Origin of the sequence: Methylobacterium sp. yr668, assembly GCF_900116245.1 — a bacterium.
GTDB lineage: Bacteria > Pseudomonadota > Alphaproteobacteria > Rhizobiales > Beijerinckiaceae > Methylobacterium.
Genome location: NZ_FOZY01000011.1, coordinates 154,249 through 177,770 on the forward strand (window position 1 = coordinate 154,249; position 23,522 = coordinate 177,770).

A 23,522-nucleotide genomic window follows, 5' to 3' on the forward strand; every position below is an offset into this window, starting at 1 on the left:
CCGCTCAAGCGCCGCCGCGGGACGCAGCGACGGTGCAGCTGTGGTCCATCACGTCCTCGGCGCTGGCGCTCGGCGCCCGGTAGGCCAGCAGGATGTAGCCCGGCTCGGGATCGCCCGGGGGCGTGGCGAGCGCCGCGAAGCTCGTCCGGTGCAGGTCCGGCCGGGCGCCCGGCAGGGTGTGCAGGGCCGCGAACGGGTTGAACTGCGCGGCCTCCGCCTCCGGCACGCGCAGGGCGTAGTACCGGTCGCCGGCCAGCGGCACCGGGAAGCGGCTCCAGGTGTGGCGCACCTGCCGGCCGTGCGCCCGGACGGCCTTGAGCACGCTCGGCTTCAGGCAGTCGAGGTGGATGTGGAGCTGGTCCTGGCTGCGGCCCCGGGCCGAGTTGACCGCGAGCCCGACCTCCGCGGGGGTGAGCCTCCCCTTCAGCACGTCCGACACGAGCGGCCGCGCCGCCAGGGCCGCCCGCCAGTAGGCGGTACCGCGCGGTCCCCGCAGGACCGGCGCCTCCAGGCCCGGCACGGTGTCGGTGGGCATGACGACGCTGTGGGTCGGCTCGCCGGGCGCGCGCAGGACCGCCGAGCCGGCACGGTCACCGTCCCCGAGATCGACCGACAGACACGGGAAGGTCCGGTTGGCGAGCCGCTTGGCGAGGACGCAGGTCTTCAGGGCGGCCCACAGCACGTCGCGGCTCGGGTCCGGCGCGGCGGCCGCCGGTGCCGCGGCGGCCGCCAGGGCCGCGACGGCCGGGAGGGCCGCGACGAGGAGGGCGGCGGGCGGCGCGCGGCGCATGGGGGCTCCCGGTGAGGCCGGCGCGTCCGGCCCGGCCTCACCGCGATAGCCGATCCGGGGCCGTGCCGGCAAAGGATCCGCGAGCCCTGACGCCGTGCCGGGAAACCCGCTATGCCGGCGGTCGCCGAGTCCCCGCAGAACGACCGCCGGAATGCCGCGATGACGCCCGCGCCCACGCTCACCCCCGACATCGCCGCGCGCTTCGCCGCCGTCGCCCTCGGCCATGTCGGCCGCGAGTATCCGAACAAGCCGGGGCACGTCCTGGCCGGGCCGGCGGATGCCCGCACCCCCGCGGCCCTGCACCCGGCCTTTCACGGCAGCTACGACTGGCATTCCTGCGTCCACGGTACGTGGCTGCTGGCGCGGGTGCTGCGGCTGTTCCCGGACGGCCCGCAGGCCCCGGCGATCCGCGCCCGGCTCGACGCGCAGCTGACTCCCGCGACGGTGGCGGGGGAATGCGCCTACTTCGCCGCCCCGACCGCCCGGGGCTTCGAGCGGCCCTACGGCTGGGGCTGGCTGCTGAAGCTCGCCGACGCGCTCGCCGCGCTCCCCGAGCGCCGCTGGTCCGAGGCCCTGGCGCCGCTGGCCGCGGTGATCGTCCGGCGCTTCGCGGAGTTCCTGCCGGTGGCGTCCTACCCGGTGCGGGTCGGGACCCATTTCAACACCGCCTTCGCGCTGCGCCTGGCGGCCGATTACGCGGAGGGCGCGGGGGATGCCGGGCTGACCACTCTGCTGCACGACACCGCCGTCGGCTGGTACGGGGAGGACGCGGATTGCCCGGCCTGGGGCGAGCCCGGTGGCGACGACTTCCTCTCCTCGGCGCTGATCGAGGCGGAGTGCATGCGCCGGCTGCTGCCGCCCGCTCGCTTCGCGCCCTGGTTCGACCGGTTCCTGCCCGGTCTCGCGGCGTCCCGGCCCGCGACCCTGTTCCGCCCCGCGGGCGTGACCGACCGCTCCGACGGGAAGATCGCCCATCTCGACGGGCTGAACCTCAGCCGCGCGTGGTGCTTCTGCGCGCTCGCCGCGTCCCTCGGCCCGGACGATCCCCGCCGGCCGCCGCTCCGCGCGGCCGCGGAGTCGCACCTCGCGGCCGGGCTCCCGCACGTCACCGGCGACTACATGGGCGAGCACTGGCTCGCGACCTTCGCGCTGCTGGCCCTCGAGGCCGGTGCCGAGACCGGTGCCAGGAACGTTGCTCTGGGCGAGGCCCAGGACGGCGGGAAGTAAATCTGAGAGATTCTTAAGAGCTGTCCGTCGCGGGCCATGTCGACGACTGCCCGGCGACTGCCCGACGACAACAAAAAAAGGACCGCCCTCAGGAGAACGGTCCGGAAGTCTAGGGAGGAAACGCCCACGAGGGGCTGCAAGACAGCGACGCCGTCGCTGTCTTGCCTGCCGTCAACCCGACAGGGACGGCCTTGTTCCTGGCTCCGGCCCGCCGCGCGGCAGGGCCAGCCCGCCCGGGGCCGCCGTGAGGCCGGCGGGGCGGCGCGGCTCGCCGGGACCGAACTCGGCGCGGTAGGTCCGCTCCAGCGTCATGAGCCCCCGCAGGGGCCCCTCGGCCAGATCGAGGAGCCGCGCGTCGCGCCAGCGCAGGGTGCGGCCGAGGCGGCGCCGGAACCAGCGCCCGCGCTCCTCCTCGACGAGCAGGACCAGCTTGCCGGTCCAGGTCCGGCGGAACCAGAAACGTCCGGTCAGCGGCATGGCGGTCGAGGCCCCGGTGGTGGATGGGGATAGACTACATCTGGATCCCGTCTGCGGGAAGATTTCCGGATGATGCGCCGATGAATTCTGGCGAAGACTGTTAATCGGAAGCGGGTTCCGGCCGTGCGCGGGCGTCCGGCTGCCCGCCCCGCCGCGCCGCCTCGGAGAGGACCTGGGCGAGCTGCTCGGCCGAGTAGGGCTTGCGCAGGAGGGCGAAACCGTGGGCGTCGTCCTCGGCCAGGACGTGGCTGTAGCCCGAGGTCAGCACCACCGGCAGGTCGGGGCGGCGGGTCCGGAGCTGCCGGGCGAGGGCGAAGCCGCCCATCCCCGGCATGACCACGTCGGAGAAGACCGCGTCGAACCGGTCCGGCGCCCGGTCGAGTTCGGCCAGCGCCTCCTCGGCGGATTTCGCCCAGACCGGCGCGTGACCCAGATCCTCCAGGATCTGGGTGCAGAAGCGCCCGACCCCGAGATTGTCCTCCACGACGAGGATGCACAGGCCCCGCCGCGGCTCCGCCTCCGGGCGGGCCTCGCGGTCGGCCTCGGACGCCGCGGCGGGCGCGGCGACCTGCGGCAGGTAGAGCGAGAAGGTCGTGCCGTGGCCGAGCGCGCTCGCCACGTCGATGTCGCCGCCCGACTGCTTGGCGAAGCCGATGACCTGGCTGAGGCCGAGGCCGGTGCCCTTGCCGACCTCCTTTGTTGTGAAGAACGGCTCGAAGATCCGTCCCAGATCCGCGTCCGGGATGCCGGCGCCGGTATCGGAGACCCGCACGGCCACGAACGGTCCCTTCGCGCCGGCATGCCCGCGGATCGGCGGCATCGGGCTATCGCCCTCCAGCCGCAGGGTCAGGCTGCCTTCCCCGTCCATGGCGTCGCGGGCGTTGACCGCCATGTTGATCAGCGCGGTCTCGAACTGGCTCTGGTCGGCGCGCACGTAGCGGGGCGTCGCCGGCAGGTCGATGGCCACGCGGATGCGCGCGCCGGTGACCGAATCGAGCATGTCGGCGATGCTGCGCAGGCGCGCGCCGATGTCGAACACCTGGGGTTTCAGCGCTTGGCGCCGGGCGAAGGCGAGGAGCTGGCCGGTGAGCCTGGCCGCCCGGTCGACGGTGTCGGAGACGGCGTCGAGGTAGCGGCGCCGGCGCGTCTCGGCCAGGTCCGGCCGGCGCAGGAACTCCACGGACGACCGGATGATGGTCAGGAGGTTGTTGAAGTCGTGCGCCACCCCGCCGGTGAGCTGGCCGATGGCCTCGAGCTTCTGCGACTGGCGCAGCGCCTCCTCGGCCTGGCGCTGCTCGGTGATGTCGCGCCCGAAGCCGTAGAACAGCCCGTCCTCCGGAACGACGGTCCAGAGCACCCGCCGCCGGTCGCCGGCGCGGGTCAGGCAGGCCAGTTCGATATCCTCGACCCGGCTGTCCGCGCAGAGCGGGCGCAGCGCCGCCTCGGCCGCCGCGCGCTCGGTGGGGGCGAGGAAGTCCAGGGCCGGCCGGCCGACCGTCTCGGCCTCCGACCAGCCCAGCGCCCGGCTCCACGAGGGGTTCACCGACTGGACCCGCCCGGTCCGGTCCGAGACGAGCTTCAGAACCGGCGACAGCGTCCAGACCCGGTCGCGGTCGCGGGTCTGGGCGGCGACCTGCGCCTCCAGGTGCTCCGCCCGGGACTGGAGCAGGACCTCGTTCCGCTTCCGCTCGGAGACGTCGTGGGCGAAGACGTAGAACCCGTCGACGCGTCCGTCCGGGCCGCGGCGCGGGAGGTAGCGGGTGTCGGCGATCCGGGCCTGGCCGTTCGGGAAGGTCCAGGCCCATTCCTCGCGGACCTCCTGACCGGCGAGCGCCCGCTCGATGCCGGCGCGCCGGGCCTCGAACGCGCCGGGGCCGAGGAGGTCGCCGACGGTCCGCCCGACGACGGCGTCGGGCGCCTGGCCGGTCCAGGTCTCGTAGGCGGCGTTCGCGAACCGGTAGGTCAGGTCGCGGTCGATGAAGGCGATCAGGACCGGCATCGCGTCCGCGACCAGCCGGAGTTCCGCCTCCCGGGCCCGGAGCGCGTTCTCGCTCCGGCGGCGCTCGGTGATGTCGTTGAACAGGATCGCGACGCGGTTCCGCGCCGGCCCGTCCACCCGGTAGGCGTGCACGTCGTACCAGCGGCCCAGCGCCGCGGCGGCCTGCTCGAATCGGACCGGCTCGCCGGTCAGGGCGACCCGGCCGTAGAGGTCGAACCAGTGCTGCTCGAGGTCGGGGGCGAGGTCCCGCATCCGGCGGCCCACCGGGGCCCGCAGGCCGGTCTGCCGCTCGAAGGCGGGGTTGACCTCCAGGAAGCGGTAGTCGACGGGCCGGTCGCCGTCGGCGAACTCCACCTCGATCAGGCAGAAGCCGGCATCGATGAAGGTGAACAGCGAGCGGTAGCGCTCCTCGTTCCGGCGCAGGGCCGCCTCGGCGTTCCGGGATTCCAGCTGCGTCATCACCGTCCGGGCGAGCGCCTTCAGGATGAAGAACTGCTGGTCGGTCAGCGTGCGCGGGACGCGGTCGAGGACGCAGAGCGTCCCGATGGCCCAGCCGTCCGGCGTCACCAGGGGCACGCCGGCGTAGAAGCGCAGGTGCGGGTCGCCGGTCACGAGGGGGTTGGCGGCGCTCTCCGGCTCCGCGGTCAGGTCGGGCAGCACGAGGGCGCCGTCCGCGCGCATGGCCTCGGTGCAGAAGCCGAACGCGAGCGGCATCGCCCGCGCGGCGTGGCCGAACGCGGCCTTGATCCACTGCCGGTCGGCGTCGACGAAGTTGATGTGGGCCATCGGCGTGCCGCAGGCCTGGGCGGCCATCTCGGCGATCTCGTCGAACGCGCGCTCGGGCGGCGTGTCGAGGATCGCGTAGGCGCGCAGGGCGGCGAGCCGCTGGGGATGCTGGGGCTCGAAACCCGACGGTCGGGATACTGTCTCGTTCGGCGACACGGAGCCGTCATAGCTCAAGCTTTCGCTTCCCCCTAGTGAAACTCTGCATCGCGCGTCCGGCGGCGGGACCAGGGCAAGCATTCCGCGATCGTTCAATACTAGACAGTCCCGCCGGATCATCGGTGGGGGTGCGATTTCACGCGCGCCGTTCAAGTCTTGCTGGTCCGGCCGACCGGGCTTCGGGCGCCCGCCGGGATCTCTTCCTGCCTCGCCCGTCGCGGGCCCCGCGAAGAGCTCGGGCGGGCCCCGCGCGGCGGCTGTGGATCGGATCGCCGCGGCCGGGAGCCCGCGGGGCCGGTGCGGCGTTGCCGGCTCACGAGGGATGGGTTCGGATCAGGCATGGCCAAGCGCAGGACGAAGGCGGGCGCCCGACAGGGGCTGGAGGACGCGCCGCTGATGCCCACCGGCGCCCTGGCGGTGGCGCTCCTGGCCTTCGCCGAGGGGCCCGGGCCGGTGGTGCACGTCGCCCGGGACGCCCGCCGCCTCGAGGACCTCGCCGCGACCCTGCGGGCACTCGATCCCGACGCGCGGGTCGCGGTCTATCCCGAGTGGGACTGCCTGCCCTTCGACCACGCCTCGCCGTCGCGGGCCACGATGGGCGCCCGGGCCGCCGTGATGCGCTGGCTGACCGACCGGGACGCGCTGCCGGACTTCGTGCTGACGACCGCCCCCGCCCTCGTGCAGCGCGTGCCGCCGCCGGAAACCTGGGCCTCGGCCCGCGTGACGCTCCGGGTCGGCGATCCCCTCGACGTCGCGGCCGCGACCGCCGACCTCAAGCGCCTCGGCTACATCCTCGACGAGCGGGTCGACGAGCCCGGCGAGATCGCCGTCCGCGGGCGCACCGTGGAGGTGTTCCCCGCCGCCGCGCCGCTTCCCTGCCGGATCGAGCACGCGGCGGGCCGCGTCACCGCGATCCGCTCCTACGACCCGATCTCGCAGCGCTCGGTGGCGGAGGCCGACGAACTCGTCATCGACCCGGCCACCGAGATCGTCCTGGAGCCCGGCTCCGGCCAGAGCTTCGAGCCGTTCACCGGCCAGGAGCACCGCCTGGACCGCTACTACCCGCGCCTCGTCACGCTCCTCGACTACGTGCCCGAGGCGCGCCTCGCGGTCGAGGACGGCACGCAGGCCCGGATCGACGCCTTCTTCGAGCAGATGGACGAGGCCCGGGGCCGGCTGAAGACCCGCGACGCGCCGGCGGGGCCCGGCACCGGCCTCTACCTGACGCCGGAGGCGTGGCGCGCCGTCGTGGCGGATCGCGGCCGGCTCGCCGCCACCGAGGCGGCCGGCGAACCCCGCGCCATGCCGCGCTTCGCCGGGGAGCGCCGGCCCGGCACGGCCTTCGCCAAGGTCCTGCGCGCCCGTCTGAAGGCCGGCGACGTCGTCGTGCTCGCCGGCTCGGTCCGGCCGCTCCGACGCCTCGTGCGCCAGGCGGGCAAGATCGCCGAGCGCCCGATCCGCCTGATCGACGCCTGGGCCGACGTCGCCGAGGCGGCGCCCGGCGACGTCCTCGCCCTGGAGGCCCCGCTGGCGGCCGGCTTCCGGGTGCCCGAGCAGGGCGCCACCGTGATCGCGGCGGCCGACCTGTTCGGCCCGGAGGCCGCCGTGACCGGGGCCGCCCGTGCGATCCTGCCGATGGGCGAGGTCGACCTGCGCCCCGGCGACGTGGCGGTCGACCGGGACCACGGCCTGTGCGTGTTCGAGGGGCTGGAGCCGGTCTCCGCGCCGGGTGCCGCGCAGGACGGGGAGCCCTCCGAGGCCCTGCGCCTGCGCTTCGCCGGCGACGCGATCCTGATGGTGCCGGTCACGCAGGCCGACCGGATCTGGCGCTACGGGTCGGAGCCCGACGCCGTCACCCTGGACAAGCTCGACGGCGGCACGTGGCCGCGGCGCCGCCTGGAGGCCGAGGCCACCATGGCGCGGACCGCCCGCCTGATGCTGGAGGCCGCCCGGGCCCGCCGGGAGACCGAGGCGCCGGTCCTGGCGCCGCCGGCCCGCGAGATGGAGCGGTTCGCCGCCGGCTTCGGCTTCGCGCCGACCCCCGATCAGGCGGCGGCGGTCGACGCGCTGATGGCCGACCTCGCCTCCGGCCGGCCGATGGACCGCTTGGTCTGCGGCGATGTCGGCTTCGGCAAGACCGAGGTGGCGCTCCGGGCCCTCGCGGCCGCGATCTTCTCCGGCCGGCAGGCGGCGCTGATCGCCCCCACCACCGTGCTGGCGCGCCAGCACGCCGAGACGCTGCGCCGCCGCTTCGGCCGGTTCGGCGTCGAGGTGGCGCAGCTCTCGCGCCTCGTGGCGCCGGCCGAGGCCAAGCGCGTCAAGGCGGGGCTCGCCGACGGCTCGATCCGGCTGGTGGTCGGCACCCACGCGCTCGCCGGCAGCGGGGTGGCGTTCGCGGATCTCGGCCTGACCGTGATCGACGAGGAGCAGCGCTTCGGCGCGAAGATGAAGGCCGACCTGCGCCGCCTCGCGGATGGCGGCCACGTGCTGACGCTCACCGCGACGCCGATCCCCCGCACCCTCCAGGCGGCCCTCGTCGGCCTCCAGAGTCTCAGCGTGCTCGCCACGCCGCCGGCTCTGCGCCAGCCGGTCCGGACCGTGGTGGCACCCTTCGACGCCGAGGCGGTCCGCGAGGCCCTCGTCCGCGAGCACCGCCGGGGCGGCCAGAGCTTCGTGGTCTGCCCGCGGATCGAGGACATCGGCCCCATGGCCGAGCGCCTGCGCGCCCTCGTGCCGGGCCTCGACATCCTGGTGGCGCACGGGGACCTCAAGCCCTCCGCCATGGACGAGGTCATGGTCCGGTTCGCGGAGGGCGACGGCGACGTCCTGCTCGCCACCGCCATCGTTGAGAGCGGCCTCGACGTGCCGCGGGCCAACACCATGCTGGTCTGGGAGGCCGCCCGGTTCGGGCTGGCACAGCTCCACCAGCTCCGGGGCCGCGTCGGCCGCGGCCAGCGCCGCGGCACCGTCCACCTGCTCAGCGACCCGGCCGCGCCTCCGCCGGCGGCGGCGCTGCAGCGCCTGCGCGCCCTGGAGGCCCTCGACCGCCTCGGCGCCGGCTTCGCGGTCAGCGCCCGGGACCTCGACCTGCGCGGCGCCGGCGACCTCGTCGGCGAGGATCAGGCGGGGCACGCCAAGCTCGTCGGGCTCGGCCTCTACCAGCACCTGCTGCAGCTGGCGCTCACCGCTGCCAAGGGCGAGCGCGCCGAGGACTGGAGCCCCGAGATCGAGCTCGGCCTGCCGAGCCGAATCCCCGAGGACTACGTTCCGGAGCCCGAGATCCGCCTCAGCCTCTACACGCGCCTGCTGCGCCTCCGCGAGCCCGAGGCGATCGAGGCGCTCGCCGGCGAGGTCGAGGACCGGTTCGGCGCGGCCCCCGCGCCGGTGCTCGCCCTGTTCGACCTCGCGCGGTTGCGCGCGTCCTGCTGCGCGCTGGGCGTCGCCCGGCTCCGGGGCGGGCCGCAGGGCGTCGCGGCCGACCTGCGGCCCGACCGGCCGCTGACCGCGATGGCCGCCGAGGCGGGGATCGTGCTCCGCGACGGGCGGGTGGTGTGGAAGCGGCCCTGCCCGGATTCCGCCGCCTGCGCGGCGCTCGCGACCGACCTCTTGGAGCGGATCCGCGCCGCCCGGGAACGTGAGGCCTGAGCAAAGGCCCGAGCGCGCCAGTCGAGCGTGATGCCGATCTGCGGTTGATCTTGCATCGACCGCTTCAAACCGCCACAGGCTGTCGCGCCAACAACGCGAACGGGAGTGTCCCATGCACGTGACGATCGAGCAGGCCGAGAAGGCGATCGCGGCCGCCCGCGCCAAGGCCGTGGAGCTCGGCACCCAGATGTGCATCGCGGTGGTCGATTCCGGCGGGAACCTCAAGGCGTTCCACCGCATGGACGATGCCTGGGTCGGGTCGATCGACATCGCCCAGAAGAAGGCCAAGACCTCGGTGTTCTTCGGCATGATGACCGGCCAGATCGGCCAGCTGTCGCAGCCGGGCGGGCCGCTCTACGGGATCGAGCACTCCAACGACGGGCTGATCACCTTCCCGGGCGGGATCCCGATCGTCGACGCCGACGGCGTCATGTCGGGCGCCATCGGGGTCAGCGGCTCGACGGTCGAGAACGACCACACCGTCGCGGAGGCCGGCGCCAAGGCCATCGGCCGGACCGAGCTGCCGGCCCATCCCTGGCGGACCTGAGCGGCCGGGGCTCTTCCCGAGAGCTCTTCCCAGGGCCTCTTCCCGGGGGGCGCGTCAGGGGTCGCGCCGCGCCAGCGCGCGGCCGATCCCGTGGAGCAGCATCCCCGAGACCGAGCGGAGATAGGGGTCGCCGTGGCGCTCCAGCGCCGCGTGGATCTGGATGCCGTGGTCGGCCGCGGCGTTCAGGTCCGCCCCGTCGGTGGTGCCGTGCGTGACGCCGTTCATAGGGCTGTTCACGGCTCCGTTCATGGCCCCGGACTGGATCCCGTGCCGGTGGAGGTCCGTGACGTCGATGTAGGCGCCGCGCCCGCGCAGCAGGCCGTCCGAATCGGGCGTCAGGCAGCCGCGGTTGAGGATCCAGCGGATCTCGCCCGCCCCGGTCACGACGCGGAACTCGAGGGAGACCGGGCCGCCGGTCTGGCGGACGTGGCGGATCCGGCCGAACACCCAGTCCCGGTCGGCCGGGTGGATCCGGCCGAGGGCCGCGTCCAGCGGCAGCGGCGTCCCGGCGAGCCCCGGATCCCCCGCCATCAGCGAGGCCGCGCCCGAATCCAGCATCGACCGGCCGGCCCGGACGTCCGTGTCCCAGATCCCGATGAATCCGGCGGCCTGCAGGGCCGAGGCTGTCGTGGAAGCCAGCACCATGGAATCCCCTCCGAACTGGCTACAATCGACGATTGTACGATGGCGGACAGACTGATCCGCAACACATGCTGTCCTCGAGCCCGAAGTCCAGTATCGGCTGCGCGAACGGCTTTTGACACGGCGTCGCGGCCCCCCGCCACCGGGTTGCATTGCGGATGATCAAGACTTCGGTTCCGGACAATCCTGTTCTCGACAATGCAGGGCCGCTCCGGTGCGGCGCAAAGACCGGATTCACAGCGCCGCCGCGCGGACAGTTCGATCACAAATGATCGGTAGACGCCGCGATCCGGCGGAAATCCGCACTTCGGCCCGTGGATCGCTCCACCGTCGGGCGCCATCGGGCGCCGCCGGCCCGCGAAGCCCGTGGCTCGCGCCGGGCCCGCCCTGGTGCGGGTTGCCGCTGCGCCGTAACCTGCACCTTCCGGTAGGCATCCCGCCGGGAGGCCAGCAGCAGAGACGCCATGGACCGCACGGTGAACCGCACCAACCTCCCGCTCTCGCGGGAGCGGCTCTGGGACAGCCTGATGGAGCTCGCCCGGATCGGCGCGCTGCCCAACGGCGGCAACGACCGGCAGGCCCTGACCGACCGCGACGCCGAGGGGCGAGCCCTGTTCCAGCGCTGGGGCGAGGCGGCGGGGCTGACGCTCACCGTGGACCGGGTCGGCACCATGGTCTTCCACCGGCCCGGGCGCGATCCGGGCCGGAAGCCGGTCGCCGTCGGCAGCCACCTCGACACCCAGCCCACCGGGGGCAAGTTCGACGGGCCGCTGGGCGTCCTCGCCGGGCTGGAGATCATGCGCGCCCTGCACGAGGCCGGGATCGAGACCGAGGCCCCGCTCCTGCTGATCAACTGGTGCAACGAGGAGGGCGCGCGCTTCGCGCCGCCGATGAGCGGCAGCGGCGTCGCCATGGGCATCGTCCCGGAGGCCGACATCCTGGCGACCCGGGACCTCGCGGGCCACGCCTTCGGCGACGAGCTGCGGCGCATCGGCTGGCAGGGGACGGCGGACCCGGCCGCCCTGCGGGAGATCGGCGCCTATTTCGAGCTTCACATCGAGCAGGGCAAGCGTCTGGAGGAGGCCGGGCTCACCGTCGGGGTGGTCGACCGGGCCCTCGCCCAGATCTGGTACGAGATCACCGTGCTGGGCGAGGAGGCCCATGCCGGCAGCCCCATGGCGGGCCGGCGCGACGCGATGATGGCCGCGGCGGCGCTGATCGCGTCGCTCGAGGGCATCGCGGAGGCGGCGGTCGGCGCCGGCGGGGAGCGCGGCCGCGCCACCGTCGGCGTGCTGCGGGCGGAGCCGGCGAGCCGCAACATCACGCCCGGCCGGGTCTGGTTCAGCCTCGACACCCGCCACGGCGACACCGCGCAGCTGGAGGCGATGGGGGCGCGGATCCGGGCCCGGGCCGACGCCCTGGCGGCGGAGCGCGGCGTCACCGTCCAGGTCGCGGAGTTCTGGCGCGCGCCCCCGACCCCGTTCGACCCGGTCCTGGTGGACCGCGTCCAGGCGGCGGCCGAGGCGCGGGGCCATGCCTGGACGCGGATGCCGACCGCGATCTACCACGATGCCGTCTACTGCGCCCGCGCGGTGCCGGCGGCCCTGGTGTTCTGCCCCTGCCACGGCGGGATCAGCCACAACGAGGCCGAGAGCATCACGCCGGCCTGGGCCGGGGCCGGCCTGGAGGTTCTGGCCGACGCCGTGCTGGCGACGGCGGGCCTCGCCGGCCCCCGGACCGGGCCGGAATGAGCCGCGCCGCCGGCCGCGCACGAACGGAGACCGGGTTCCCGCATGTCCGACGACAACGTCATCCGCCCCGCCTTCGGCGTCCCCCGCAACCCGGCGCCGGAGCCCGATCCGGCCCAGGCGCCCCTGCGCGTCTTCGGCACGGGGGCCGGCCACCGGGTCGGCCTGATCCACGACCCGTCGGCGGTCGAGGGCGACGTCATCCGCATCGTGGTCGGGCCCGAGGACGAGCCGGGGGTCGAGACCGTGGCGCTGCTCCCCGCCGACGCGGAGGCCGAGGCCGAGCGGATCGGCTTCGCCATCCTGCGGGCGCTGGAGGTGGTCGAGGGCGCGGTCTGAGCCGCGCGCTGGATTCGCCGGCTGAACCGCCGTCTGCGCCGCGGTCTGGACCGCGGAGCGGGCGGTGCGCGTTCTCGGAAAGCGGGAGCGGCCGGCGCGAACGGTCGCCGGATCGCCGGGAGGGACGGATGACGGGCGCTCGGATCAGCAGCACGGAGATCGCGATCCCCGCGCGGGCCGGACTGGTCTGGTCCGTGCTGACGGACCTCGATTCCTACCCGGCCTGGAACCCGTACATCCGCAAGGCCGAGGGCCGCCTGCGCGAGGGCGCGCGCTGGCGCCTGGAGCGGACCCTGAACGGCCGCGCCTACCGGGCGCGCCAGGTGACGGTGACCTGCTGGGAGCCCGGCCGGCGGCTCACGTGGCGCGGCGGCATCCCGACGCCGCCCCTGCTCATCGGCGAGCACGAGATCCGGATCACCGAGACCGCCGACGGCGTCCGCCTCGTCCAGGCCGAGACCGTCGCGGGCCTGCTCGCCCCCGGCCTGTTCCCGTGGCTGCGGACGCGCATGCAGGCCCGGTTCGCCGCGATGAACGAGGCCCTGCGCGAGGAGGTCGCGCGCCGGCTGGCCGAGAGCGCCTGACGGCCGGTCTCGGCCGTTCCGGACCGCTCCGGGCCGACGCGGTCAGGCGACCGGCTTCGGCTTGACGATCGGCGAGCGGGTCAGGCTCTCGATCGCGCGCCCCGGCCGCCCGGCCTTGCGGGCGATCTCCTCCTCCTGCTCGGCGATGAGCTGCCGGGCGGGCTCGTCGCCGTCGAGGCCGCCGAGGATCTCGGCCGGCACGCGCCGGTTTGAGGCCCGGGACCCGTCCGCGAAGACGATATCGAACAGAACGGAGCCCCGCTCCTGCGGTCTCGACTTGATGCGCTTGGCCATAGGTGCTGATACGCCGCCGGAATCGGTCGCGGCAAGGCGCGGTGCCGGGCGGGGGTGCGCGGCGCGCACGGCCGGGCCCGCGCGCCGCGCCGCTCCCGCCGCGATCCCTCCGCCGCCCGCACGACAGGGCGCCGGCAAACGAGGACGCGCGCGTGATACCCTGGGTTCATCTCGATACCGGATCCGTGCCCGGCGGCGGCACCGACCTGCGCCTGATGCGGCGCGGCGACGAGTTCGCCATCATGGCCGACACGATCGAGCTGATGAACAACCGGCGCAGCGGCTCGGAGGTGGCGCTCGCGGCGATGACCTGCGCGCGGCTCCAGGACCGGCCCCGCGCCCGGGTCCTGATCGGCGGCCTCGGCATGGGCTTCACCCTGCGGGCGGCGCTCGAGGGCCTCGGGCCGCAGGCGCAGGTGGTGGTCGCCGAGCTGGTGCCCGCCGTGGTCGCCTGGGCCCGGGGGCCGCTCGCCCACGTCTTCGCCGGCTGCCTGGACGATCCGCGGGTCGACTTGCAGGAGGCCGACGTCAACCGCCTGATCCAGGCCGGACCGGAGCGCTACGACGCGATCCTGCTCGACGTCGACAACGGCCCGGAGGGGCTGATGCGCAAGGCGAACGACCGGCTCTACGACAATTGGGGGCTGAAGCGCGCCCGCTGGGCCCTGCGGCCGGGCGGCATCCTGGGCGTCTGGTCGGGCGCCCCGGACCGGAAGTTCAAGAGCCGCCTGCAGCGCTCTGGCTTCGCGGTCGACGAGCAGCGCGTCCACGCGAGCGGCCGGGGCAGCGGCCCGAAGCACGTGGTCTGGCTCGGGACCCGGACCGAGGGGCGGGTCGAGGGCCCAGGTCAGAGCGACGGGAGTCCGAGCGACGATCGGGCGGCGGGCGGCCCGAGACCGCGCGGACCGGCCCAGGGCCGGCGCCGGCCGGGACGCTAGGGCGGCTTCAGCGCGGGCTGCGGCGGTCCGGAGGACGGGGCTGCCGCGCACGGTCGCACCCCCTGTCCCGGCGCGGGACGCCTCCGCACATTCCCGGCATGGGTGCGACGGGCGGGCATCTCTACACGGTCGAGGTCAGGCCGAGCCGGCATGATCCCGGTCACTTCACCTGGGCGATCCGCGACCGCGGCAAGCTGGTCCGGGGGTCGTACCGCCCGCACACCTCCGAGCACGCGGCGCGCGTCGTCGCGGAAGCCGAAGTCGAGCGCCTGATCGGCCAGGACGGCCGGTCCGGCGGCGCCTAGACCCGCCACGCGGGGCTATTTCAGGTCCGCCCGAAGGGCATCGCGTCCCAAAATCCCGGCCCGCTCGTGGGCCGGCGCGGCGCCATGCGGAACTCGCATGGGTGTGTGGTCGGACCCGGGTACATATGCATGCCTCCGCGGCGCCCGATCCATTGCATGCCGCAATGCGGTATCCTATCTTTGCACTGCGGGATGGCGATGGCGTCGCGATCCCGCTGCCCTTCTTGGGCGTTTCCTCCCTAGACTTCGGGCCGCTCCTTCGGGAGTGGCCTTTTTTCTTTCCGCCGGCCGACCCGCCGCGTGGATGGCGCGCCGACGTCTCGACCGCGCGGAACCCGGAGCTTGGCGGTACGTTTTTCCGCCATGGAACACTATCGCTCCACACTTGGGACGACTGCCGTTGCCGTATTCGGGCTGGTGGCGGCCGCGCATATTCTGCATCCGGGCAATTACGAGGTGCAGACGCGTCCCGCGCGTCCTGCCGTGACAGACGCCGCGCCGGTCTCGAAGCCGGCCGCTGCACCGGTCACGCGGAGCGCCTGGGTCGACCCTCCGGCCAAGCTCGCCGCGCCGGAGACCACGGGTGCCCTGGCAGCCGCCCCGGCGCCGCGGGTCGCGGCGACGGTCCCGGACACCGCGATGCCGGCTGCCCCGCTCCCCGCCGAGATGGCGCGCCCGGCCGGGCCGCCGCGCAGGACCGCGGCGCACCGCGCGAAGGGGACGGAGCGCGGCGTCCACCGGGCGGCCCGCCTCCGCCACGCCGCCCTCGTCCGCACCGCCGAATCCGACCGGCCGACCGTCACCGCCGCGGCGCCGCAGCCCGCGCCGGCGGCCGCACCGTCGCAGAAGATCGATCCCATCGGCGACATCATCCGCGGTCTCGGATTCGGCCGCGACGGCTGAAGGGCTCTCGAAGGCCTACTCGACGTGGAGGGTGAGCTTCATCTTCGGGTGAATGCCGCACTGGATGACGAAATCGCCCGGCTCGGCCAGGGTCAATCGCGTCTCGGTGCCGGGCTCCTGAGTGCCGGCGTCGAACGAGAACCGGTCCGCCTCGATGAAGGCGTGGTGGGTCAGGCGCGCGTCGCCGTTGCGCAGGGCGATGGTGTCGCCGAGGCGCAGGTACAGGTCGGTCGGCATGTACCGGCCCGCCTTCTGCAGCACGATCCGCGTCGTGGCCGGCAGCGAGGCCCGGGCCGTCCCGAGACCGATGGTTGTCCCGATCAGCGCCAGGATCCCGGCGAACACGAGGGCGCGCAGGCACCGGCTGCGGAGGGACATGACCGAGATCCAGACGTGACGCGCTGCGGGCCGGACCCTCGGGGCCCTGGCCGTGCGGCCGAGCTTGCCGCCGCGTCGCAGCATGCGCGCAGCCTCTCAACCGGGGGCTACGATATCCGGTAAAAATTTATCGAGTTGGGCCGCTGTAGAGCGCATATACAGATAAAGAAATCTATTTATCTGTATTCGCCGTCTGATCCCGTGCTGTCGCGGGGGCATCCACGCGAGGCCAGGACGGTCCGGACATGCTCGCGGAAGACCTGGACGCGGGCCGGCAGCTCGCGCCCGGCCAGGGTGACGGCGCGCAAGGTGCTGCTGCGGGTCGCCCAGGGCCCGAGCACGCGCACGATCTGCCCGGCCTCCACGGCCCGGGCGGCCACGAGGCTCGGGAGATGGCCGATCCCGGCGCCCGCGAGGGTGAGGCGGAGCGCGGTCGCGAAGTCGCTGACCCGGATCGCCGGGCTCAGCGAGAGCGGCTCCGTGCGGCCCTGCCCGTCGGAGAGGGTGAGCCCGGCCGTGCCGATCCGTTCCCGGGCGAGGATCAGGTCGTGGTCGCGCAGGCCCGCGAGGTCCGTCGGGGCCGGGCGGCGCTCCAGGTAGGCGGGGGCGGCGTAGAGGGCGAGCGCCAGGGTCGCGAGGACCATCGCGCGGTAGCCGGTCTCCTCCGCGCCGCCCAGCCGCAGGGCGAGGTCGATCCGGTTGGCCGCGAGGTCGAGGCGCGCGTCGGTGTTGAGCATCTCCACGGTGATCTGCGGGTAGGCGGCCCGGAAGCTCGCGACGATCTCGGGCATCACCTCGATCCCGAAATCGATCGAGGTCGTGATCCGCAGGTGCCCGGCCGGCACCGTGCGGGCGTCGCGGGCGGTCTCGGTCGCCTCGTCGAGGAGCGTCAGGCTCTCCTGGGCCTTAGCGTAGAAGGCGAGGCCCTCGGCGGTCGGCGAGACCGCCCGGGAGGTCCGGGCCATCAGCCGGACGCCCAGAGCCCGCTCCAAGCGGGAGATCCGACGGCTGACGCTGCCCTTGGTCTCCTGCAGCGTCGCGGCCGCGGCCGTCACCGTGCCGAGATCCACGACGGCGCAGAAGGCCCGCACGTCGTCGAGCCCGCCCCGGAAGGTTTCCGTTCTCGCAACCATGCGGTGCCGGATAGCAGGCTCAACCGGTGCCGTGAACGGGTCTACACGGCGGCTGCGGCGCAGCGAATCGCGCTCGGCCGTCTGCTCTGCAGGAGACACCTTTGAAGTCGATTCTCGCCTCTGGCCTGCTGGCCCTGCTGGTCGCCGCCCCGGTCGCCACCCCCGCGCTGGCCCAGACCCCACCGACCCGCGATCCGGCCCAGATCAAGGCCGGCACCTACGCGGTCGATCCCGGCCACACCCAGGTCGGCTGGCGCGTCTCCCACATGGGCTTCTCGAACTACGCCGGCGGCTTCTCGGACGTGTCCGGCACGCTGGAGCTGCAGCCGAAGAGCCCGGCCGCCGCCAAGCTCTCGGTGAAGATCCCGGTCGCCTCGGTGACGACCACCAGCGCCAAGCTCACCGACGAGCTCAAGGGCGACCAGTGGCTCGACGCCGCCAAGTTCCCCGACATGACCTTCGTGTCCACCAAGGTCGTGCCGGCCGGCAAGGACCACGCGAAGGTGACGGGCGACCTGACGCTCCACGGCGTGACCAAGCCAGTGACCCTCGACGTCACCCTGGTCGGCGCCGGCGTGAACCCGCTGAGCAAGAAGTACACGGTCGGCTTCGAGGCCACCGGCACGCTCAAGCGCTCCGAGTTCGGGGTGAAGACCTACGTGCCGCTGATCGGCGACGAGTTGCACCTCACCATCGCGGGCGCCTTCGAGAAGCAGGACTGACCTGGGAGAATCCGCCATGGCGCGAGGGGTTTCCGCGCGGCGGTACTCCGCCGTGGCGATCCTGCTGCACTGGGCGAGCGCGCTGGGCGTGCTCGTCCTGATCGGCCTCGGCCTGACCATGACGCACGCGGCCCTGGCGCCGCTGCGCCAGTTCCAGCTCTACCAGTGGCACAAGTCGGTCGGGATCACCGTGCTGGCGCTGACGGCCCTGCGGGTCCTCTGGCGCCTGACCCACCGGCCGCCGCCGCACCCGGCCGGGATGCCGGCGCGGGAGCGCCGGGCGGCCGCGGCAGCCCATCACCTGCTGTACCTGCTGCTCGTCGGGCTGCCCCTGACCGGCTGGGCCGTGGTCTCGCTGTCGCCGTTCAACATCCCGACGGTGCTGTACGGGATCGTGCCCTGGCCGCACCTGCCGCTGGCGGCCATCGTCCCCGACCCGGGCTCCACCGAGGCCGTCCTGAAGCGGGTCCACGCCCTGGGGGCGTGGTTCCTGGCGGCCCTGCTCGTCGTCCACGTGGCGGCGGCCCTGCGCCACCACCTCCTCCTGCGCGACGACGTGCTGCGCCGCATGCTGCCGGGGCGCCGGGCGTCGACTGCCCCCAATGTGGAGCCGACCCGATGAACGCGCGTCACCTGTGCCTGCTGGCGGCTCTCCAGGCCGTCACCCTGCCGGCCGCCGCCGCCGATTGGGCGGTGGATCCGGCCAGGAGCGCGATCCGGTTCTCCGGCGTGCAGGTCGGCGTCCCGTTCACCGGGCGGTTCGAGCGGTTCAAGGCCGACATCGATTTCGACCCCGCCAAGCCCGAGGCGGGGCACGCGCTCGTGCTGGTCGACCTCGCCAGCGCGCGGACCGGGGACGTCCAGCGCGACGAGGCCCTGCCGCAGAAGGACTGGTTCGACGTCAAGGCGGGAAGCGAGGCGCGCTTCGAGGCGACCCGCTTCGTCGACAAGGGGCAGGGCGACTACGCCGCGGTCGGCACGCTGACGATCCGCGGCACGAGCCGGCCGGTGACGCTGCCGTTCCACCTGACCCTCGAGGGCGGCGCGGCGCACGCCGCGGGGCGCGTCGGTCTGGTCCGCACCGAGTTCGGCGTCGGGCAGGGGGCCTGGGCCTCGGGCCAGTGGGTGGCGCTCGACGTCGGCGTCGAGGTCGACCTCGTCGCGGCGGCGCGGCCGGCGACCGGCCACTGAGGTTGGCTCGGGTCGGATCCTTCGGACGTCACGCGCTCCGTCATCGCGAGCGCAGCGAAGCGACTCAGGGCAGCGCGCCCTCCGTAAGTGTGGCGCGACTGGATCGCTTCGCTTCGCTCGCAATGACGGCGGCCGGGCGTCGGAGGCCGCCCGGTCCCGGCCCGCTACCCCGGCCGGTCCTCCGACCCGGTTCCCAGCGCGCGCTGGACCATGACGCTGTCCGACCAGTGGCCGTACTTGAACCCCACCGCCCGCAGGTAGCCGACCCGCTCGAACCCGCAGGCCTCGTGGAGCCGCAGGGAGGCCGCGTTCTCGGCGTCGATGTAGCCGATCATCTGGCGGTAGCCGCCCGCCGCGCAGGCCTCGATCAGGGCCGGCAGCAGCCGCCGGCCGATCCCCGCGTGCAGGTGGTCGGGATGCACGTAGATCGAGTGCTTGAGGGTGTAGCGGTAGGCCGGCCGCTTCCGGAACGGCACCGCATAGGCGTAGCCCGCCACCGCGCCGTCGCGGTCCGCCACGAGGTGCGGCAGGCGCTTCTTGCGCATGGTCTTGCGCCGCCGCTTCAGGTCGTCGGGGAGCAGCCGGTCCTCCTCGGCGACGCTGACATCGGTCACGCCCTTGCCGATATGGTGCTCGTAGATCGCCACCATCGCCTCGACATCGGCGTCCGAGGAGGCGCGGATGACGATGTCGTGGCAGGACCGGGCCGGGAGCAGGCCGGGCGTCTCGGCCTCAATCTCCATCAGGCGCCCTCCCGCGCCACGTAGGTGTGGAAGCGGATCCGCCCGTCCGGGTCGACCTCGCGGTAGACGCCCTGGATCTCGGCCTCGAAGCCCGGGAACAGGTTGGCGGACGCCTCGAACATCTTGAAATAGTCGAGCATGGGCTTGGCCCGGTCGTCCAGGCGCTCGCCGGGCAGCACCGTGCCGATGCCCGGGGGATAGACCAGCATCAGCGTGGTGGCGATCCGCCCCTCGGCCTCGGCGATCGGCACGTAGTCGACCTTGTTGCGCGTCAGCAGCTGGGCGGCCCGCTTGGGCGGCATCACCATCTCGGGCAGGTGCTCGGGGGCGAACTGCCGCCGCTGCAGCGTCGATGTGCCGGCCTCCCGGTGGAACGCGTGGAACTCGCCGCAGAGGTCGCGCAGGCGCACGCCCCGGTAGCGGTTCGGCCGGCGGTTGACGAATTCCGGCATGGCCTCCTCCAGCGGGACGTTGTCGTCGTGGAGCCGCTTGAAGGCGACGAGGCCCGAGATCAGCGTGCCGGCCTTGGAGGATTCGACCCCCGGGGTCAGCAGGAAGAGCAGCGAGTTCAGGTCGTTCTTCTCGGCGACGATCCGGTTCTCACGCAGGTACTGGGCCACGATCGGCGCCGGCACGCCGTGCTGGGCGTAGGCCCCCGTGTGCCGGTCGAAGCCGGGGGTCAGCACGGTGAGCTTGTTCGGGTCGGTGATCGCGTAGCCCGGCGCCACGTGGGTGAAGCCGTGCCAGCGCGCGCCCGGCTTCAGCTCCCAGTGGCGCGGCGTCGCGGCGAGCTCGTCGGTCGGCACGCTCTCCCACGGCACCTCGGCGCCGTCGGCGTTCATCGTGACGTCCGGCACGAAGGGGTCGAAGAACCAGCGCCGCGCCGGGTCCCGCTCGTTCTCCTCGAACTCGCGCCGGATCGCCCGGACCTTCTTGCGCCACTCGATCCCGAGCCGGATCGTGTCGTCCCACAGGATCATGCCCGAGCGCCCCTTCATCATCTGGGCGCCGACGTCGAGGGAGGCGAACAGGGGGTAGAAGGGTGACGTGGAGGCGTGGACCAGGAAGCTCTCGTTGAGCCGCTTGTGCTCGACCCGCCGGGTCTGGCCGCGGATGTGTCCGTCCCGGGTGTGGATCTGCGAGGCCTGGCTGAAGCTCGCGAGCTGCTTGTGGGTCGACTGCGTGGCGACGATGCCGGGCGAGGTCTCGTCGAGCCCGGTCAGCCCCATGGCGAAGCGGCGGGCGTAGAGCGGGTGGAACTTCATGAAGCCCGCCCAGGCCTCGTCGAACAGGATGTAGTCGCAGAGGTGGCCGATCTTCTCCAGGATCTCCTGGGCGTCGTAGATCGTGCCGTCGTAGGTGCACTGCTCGATCACCGCGACGCGGAACGGCCGCTCCCGGCGCCACGCCTCCGGGTCGGTCACCAGCGGGTTGCGGCGGATCTTCTCGCGGATCCGGGTCTCGTCCAGGGCCTCGTGGAAGATCGGCCCGATCAGGCCGTAGGCGTTGCGGTCCGTCTCCAGGAAGATCGGGATGCCGCCGCCCAGGAACAGGGCGCCGTGGTGGGCCGCCTTGTGGTTGTTGCGGTCGAACAGGACGAGGTCGTCCTCCGCCACCAGGGAGGACAGGACGATCTTGTTGGAGGCCGAGGTGCCGTTGAGGACGAAGTAGGTCTTCTCCGCCCCGAAGATCTTGGCGGCCTCCTTCTGGGCCTTGAGCGCCGGGCCCTCGTGGGTCAGGAGGTCGCCGAGATCGAGGACCGAGTTGTCGAGGTCGTCGCGGAAGATCGCCTCGCCGAGGTGCTCCACGAAGATCCGGCCGATCGGCGACCGGTTGTAGAAGATGCCGCCGTTGTGGCCCGGGCAGGTCCAGAGCTGGTTGCCCTTCTCGGCGTAGTCGACGAGCGCGCCGAAGAACGGGGTCTTGAGGGTCTCGGCGTACTGCGTGACCCGGCTGACGAGGCCGCGGGCGATGAATTCCGGCGTCTCCTCGGCGAGGAAGATGTAGCCGTCGATGAAGTCGAGGAGCTCGACCGGGATGTCCTCCAGCCGCTTGCGGCGGACCATGATGACGATCGGCATCTCCAGGCCGCGCCGGCGCATCATGTCGATGAGGGCGGCGGCCTTGCCGTCGAGTCCGCGCTTGCCCCAATCGACCACGAGGCAGCCGACCGCGGCGTCGGTCTGGACCGCGATGGCCGCGTCCTCGACGCGCCGGGCGCGCACCACCTCGAAGCCGCGCTGCTCCACGGCCGCCACGATCTGGTTGACGCGCGCGCCCTCGAGATCGTCCGGGTCGAAGGCCGGGGCGCACATCAGGACCGTGAAGCGACGGTGGAAGTCCATGGAGCCCTCTCTGGCCTCGGATGCAGCGGGTGGCTTTCCGGCCCGTCTGCGACGATTGCATGACACGGCGCGCGGCGGGCGGTCGCGGTCCGGACGAAACACCGTGAACCGGGCCGGCCACGACCGCCGCGCCGTCAGGATCGGCCGCGGGTCCCCTCTCCCGTGCGGGAGAGGGACAGGGTGAGGGGTGAGACCTCACCGGACGAGGCTCCCCCTCGAATCGCGTCGATCGGGTGCTTGATCCCGAAGCCTCTCGTCCCTCACCCCAACCCTCTCCCGTGCGGGAGAGGGGGACCCTCACACCCCGCGGCGCCGCTCCCAGACGTCCGGGTTGACCAGCCCGCCCGGCCGCCGGCCGGCGAGGACGTCGACCACGCGGGTCGCGGCGGTCTCGGCGGTGCGGATCAGGGCCGCCCCGGTGGAGCCGCCGACATGGGGCGTCAGGATCGCCCGGGGCTGGCGGGCCAGCGGGTGGTCGACCGGCAGCGGTTCCTGGGCGAAGACGTCGAGCCCGGCGCCCGCGATCGTGCCCGCCGCCAGCGCCTCCACCAGGGCCGCCTCGTCGATCAGGCCGCCGCGGCTGGTGTTGATCAGGAAGGCCTCCCGCTTCATCCGGGCGAGCTGGTCCCGGCCGATCAGGCCGCGTGTGCCCGGGGTCAGCGGCACGTGCAGGGAGACGATGTCGGATTCCGCCAGGAGCGCGTCGACCGAGGCGGCCCGCAGGGCGCCGACGTTGGCGAAGTCCGCGTCCGGGCGGCTCGGGCCGTAGGCCAGCACCCGCAGGCCCAGGGCGGCGCCGAGCCGGGCGGTCGCCTGCCCGATCGCCCCGAAGCCGACGAGGCCCAGCGTCAGGCCGGCGAGCTCGATCAGCCGGGCGGTGAACTTGAAGCTGTCGTCGCCGGCCCGGACCGAGCGGTCGGCCTCCGGCAGAGCCTTGGCCAGGGCGAAGATCAGCGCCAGCGTCTGCTCGGCCACCGAGACGGCGTTGGCGCCGGGCGTGTTCACCACCACGATCCCGGCCCCGGTCGCCTCGGCCGTGGCGACGTGGTCGGTGCCGGTGCCGTGCACCCCGATCACCCGCAGGGCCGGCGCCGCCGCGATGGCGCGGGCCGGGAAGCCGGTGTTGCGGGTGATGACGGCGACGCAGTCGGCGACCTCGCGCGCCAGCGTCTCGGGATCGGTCCCGCTCGCCGGGCGCGGCTCCAGGCCGGCCGCGCGCAACCGATCGAGGCCCGCCGCGTGGATCGGCTGGACGATGAGGCACGGACCGGTGATCACGGGAGAAGACCTCTGCACAAGAGGAGGGGTGACAGGCACGTTTCGCGCCGGGCTCGTCTAGGCGGGGTGGGCAACCCTGGCAACCGGGCGCCCCGATCGCGGCGCCGCGGCCGCCGGTCGGCGCTCCCGCGGGCCCGTCGGGATCCGGTGGTCGCGCGGTCGAACGCCCCGGCGGCCCGACCGGTCGCGCACGATCCACGGGAAATCGCGGCCGGGTCCGGCCTCGGCGGCCTCGTCCGGACCGATGATCCCGGCCGTGCGCCTCGGCCGAGCTGCGGCCCGGCCCTCCGTGAAATCGCCGCCCCGATCGCGCGAAGATGGTCGCGTCATTGATAAACACTACGTCCTGAAA

General features: G+C 73.6%; 22 protein-coding genes. 12 read left to right on the forward strand and 10 right to left on the reverse strand.

The window, feature by feature from the left end:
* Positions 1–4 precede the first annotated feature (4 nt).
* On the reverse strand, positions 5–790 hold the full coding sequence (locus BM419_RS16060; RefSeq protein ID WP_091927009.1) for a CDP-diacylglycerol diphosphatase: 786 nt from the start codon (positions 788–790) through the stop codon (positions 5–7).
* Between the two features lie 159 nt (positions 791–949).
* Between BM419_RS16060 and BM419_RS16065 the strand changes: the two genes are divergently transcribed.
* A complete protein-coding gene (locus tag BM419_RS16065; RefSeq protein WP_091927030.1) occupies positions 950–2,017 on the forward strand; it encodes a DUF2891 domain-containing protein in 1,068 nt (355 codons plus the stop codon).
* A 171-nt stretch (positions 2,018–2,188) separates the two neighbouring features.
* Here the strand turns inward: BM419_RS16065 and BM419_RS16070 are convergent, their stop codons facing one another.
* Together BM419_RS16070 and BM419_RS16075 are read right to left on the reverse strand one after the other, a co-directional pair.
* Positions 2,189–2,494: a hypothetical protein gene (locus BM419_RS16070; protein WP_091927010.1), complete on the reverse strand. Its 306-nt coding sequence runs from the start codon at positions 2,492–2,494 to the stop codon at positions 2,189–2,191.
* 100 nt (positions 2,495–2,594) lie between these two features.
* On the reverse strand, positions 2,595–5,453 hold the full coding sequence (locus tag BM419_RS16075) for a PAS domain-containing protein (protein WP_091927011.1): 2,859 nt from the start codon (positions 5,451–5,453) through the stop codon (positions 2,595–2,597).
* 321 nt (positions 5,454–5,774) lie between these two features.
* On the opposite strand from BM419_RS16075, the gene BM419_RS16080 reads away from it, so the two are divergent.
* Together BM419_RS16080 and BM419_RS16085 are read left to right on the forward strand one after the other, a co-directional pair.
* Entirely contained in the window at positions 5,775–9,080 is a 3,306-nt protein-coding gene (locus BM419_RS16080) for a DEAD/DEAH box helicase (protein ID WP_091927012.1), read from the forward strand.
* A 112-nt stretch (positions 9,081–9,192) separates the two neighbouring features.
* Positions 9,193–9,627 carry a GlcG/HbpS family heme-binding protein gene (locus BM419_RS16085; protein ID WP_020093960.1) on the forward strand — a complete coding sequence of 145 codons (435 nt, stop codon included), beginning with the start codon at positions 9,193–9,195 and terminating at the stop codon, positions 9,625–9,627.
* Positions 9,628–9,681: 54 nt separating this feature from the next.
* Here BM419_RS16085 and BM419_RS16090 read toward each other — a convergent pair whose 3' ends face one another.
* Entirely contained in the window at positions 9,682–10,272 is a 591-nt protein-coding gene (locus BM419_RS16090; protein WP_056533759.1) for a PAS domain-containing protein, read from the reverse strand.
* Between the two features lie 461 nt (positions 10,273–10,733).
* On the opposite strand from BM419_RS16090, the gene BM419_RS16095 reads away from it, so the two are divergent.
* The 3 genes from BM419_RS16095 to BM419_RS16105 all read left to right on the forward strand — a co-directional run bounded on the left by BM419_RS16095 (position 10,734) and on the right by BM419_RS16105 (position 12,940).
* The gene (locus BM419_RS16095; RefSeq protein WP_091927013.1) at positions 10,734–12,020 is read left to right on the forward strand and encodes a Zn-dependent hydrolase; all 1,287 of its coding nucleotides are present in this window, start codon (positions 10,734–10,736) and stop codon (positions 12,018–12,020) included.
* Between the two features lie 42 nt (positions 12,021–12,062).
* Complete coding sequence (locus BM419_RS16100; protein WP_020093957.1) at positions 12,063–12,356, forward strand: hypothetical protein; 294 nt, start codon at positions 12,063–12,065, stop codon at positions 12,354–12,356.
* 128 nt (positions 12,357–12,484) lie between these two features.
* Entirely contained in the window at positions 12,485–12,940 is a 456-nt protein-coding gene (locus tag BM419_RS16105; protein ID WP_042670097.1) for an SRPBCC domain-containing protein, read from the forward strand.
* Positions 12,941–12,982: 42 nt separating this feature from the next.
* Here BM419_RS16105 and BM419_RS16110 read toward each other — a convergent pair whose 3' ends face one another.
* A complete protein-coding gene (locus tag BM419_RS16110; RefSeq protein WP_020093955.1) occupies positions 12,983–13,234 on the reverse strand; it encodes a hypothetical protein in 252 nt (83 codons plus the stop codon).
* 152 nt (positions 13,235–13,386) lie between these two features.
* On the opposite strand from BM419_RS16110, the gene BM419_RS16115 reads away from it, so the two are divergent.
* From BM419_RS16115 to BM419_RS16125, 3 genes are all read left to right on the forward strand, one after another.
* Complete coding sequence (locus BM419_RS16115; protein ID WP_091927014.1) at positions 13,387–14,172, forward strand: spermidine synthase; 786 nt, start codon at positions 13,387–13,389, stop codon at positions 14,170–14,172.
* Between the two features lie 98 nt (positions 14,173–14,270).
* On the forward strand, positions 14,271–14,477 hold the full coding sequence (locus tag BM419_RS16120) for a hypothetical protein (protein ID WP_091927015.1): 207 nt from the start codon (positions 14,271–14,273) through the stop codon (positions 14,475–14,477).
* Positions 14,478–14,960: 483 nt separating this feature from the next.
* Positions 14,961–15,380 carry a hypothetical protein gene (locus tag BM419_RS16125; RefSeq protein ID WP_244526969.1) on the forward strand — a complete coding sequence of 140 codons (420 nt, stop codon included), beginning with the start codon at positions 14,961–14,963 and terminating at the stop codon, positions 15,378–15,380.
* Positions 15,381–15,395: 15 nt separating this feature from the next.
* Here the strand turns inward: BM419_RS16125 and BM419_RS16130 are convergent, their stop codons facing one another.
* Entirely contained in the window at positions 15,396–15,758 is a 363-nt protein-coding gene (locus BM419_RS16130) for a cupredoxin domain-containing protein (protein WP_091927031.1), read from the reverse strand.
* Between the two features lie 176 nt (positions 15,759–15,934).
* Positions 15,935–16,891: a LysR family transcriptional regulator gene (locus BM419_RS16135; protein ID WP_091927016.1), complete on the reverse strand. Its 957-nt coding sequence runs from the start codon at positions 16,889–16,891 to the stop codon at positions 15,935–15,937.
* A gap of 101 nt (positions 16,892–16,992) precedes the next feature.
* On the opposite strand from BM419_RS16135, the gene BM419_RS16140 reads away from it, so the two are divergent.
* Genes BM419_RS16140 through BM419_RS16150 form a run of 3 tightly spaced genes read left to right on the forward strand, consistent with a single transcriptional unit; the run spans position 16,993 to position 18,804 of the window.
* On the forward strand, positions 16,993–17,613 hold the full coding sequence (locus BM419_RS16140) for a YceI family protein (RefSeq protein WP_091927017.1): 621 nt from the start codon (positions 16,993–16,995) through the stop codon (positions 17,611–17,613).
* Between the two features lie 16 nt (positions 17,614–17,629).
* A complete protein-coding gene (locus BM419_RS16145) occupies positions 17,630–18,235 on the forward strand; it encodes a cytochrome b (protein ID WP_091927018.1) in 606 nt (201 codons plus the stop codon).
* On the forward strand, positions 18,232–18,804 hold the full coding sequence (locus tag BM419_RS16150) for a YceI family protein (RefSeq protein ID WP_091927019.1): 573 nt from the start codon (positions 18,232–18,234) through the stop codon (positions 18,802–18,804). Before BM419_RS16145 ends, BM419_RS16150 begins: the two co-directional genes overlap by 4 nt.
* A 164-nt stretch (positions 18,805–18,968) precedes the next feature.
* Here BM419_RS16150 and BM419_RS16155 read toward each other — a convergent pair whose 3' ends face one another.
* From BM419_RS16155 to BM419_RS16165, 3 genes are all read right to left on the reverse strand, one after another.
* On the reverse strand, positions 18,969–19,547 hold the full coding sequence (locus BM419_RS16155; protein ID WP_091927020.1) for a GNAT family N-acetyltransferase: 579 nt from the start codon (positions 19,545–19,547) through the stop codon (positions 18,969–18,971).
* A complete protein-coding gene (locus BM419_RS16160; protein WP_091927021.1) occupies positions 19,547–21,892 on the reverse strand; it encodes an Orn/Lys/Arg family decarboxylase in 2,346 nt (781 codons plus the stop codon). The genes BM419_RS16155 and BM419_RS16160 overlap by 1 nt, the downstream gene beginning before the upstream one ends.
* A gap of 297 nt (positions 21,893–22,189) precedes the next feature.
* Positions 22,190–23,170, reverse strand: coding sequence for a hydroxyacid dehydrogenase (locus tag BM419_RS16165; protein WP_091927022.1), 981 nt, complete (start codon positions 23,168–23,170; stop codon positions 22,190–22,192).
* Positions 23,171–23,522: the final 352 nt, after the last annotated feature.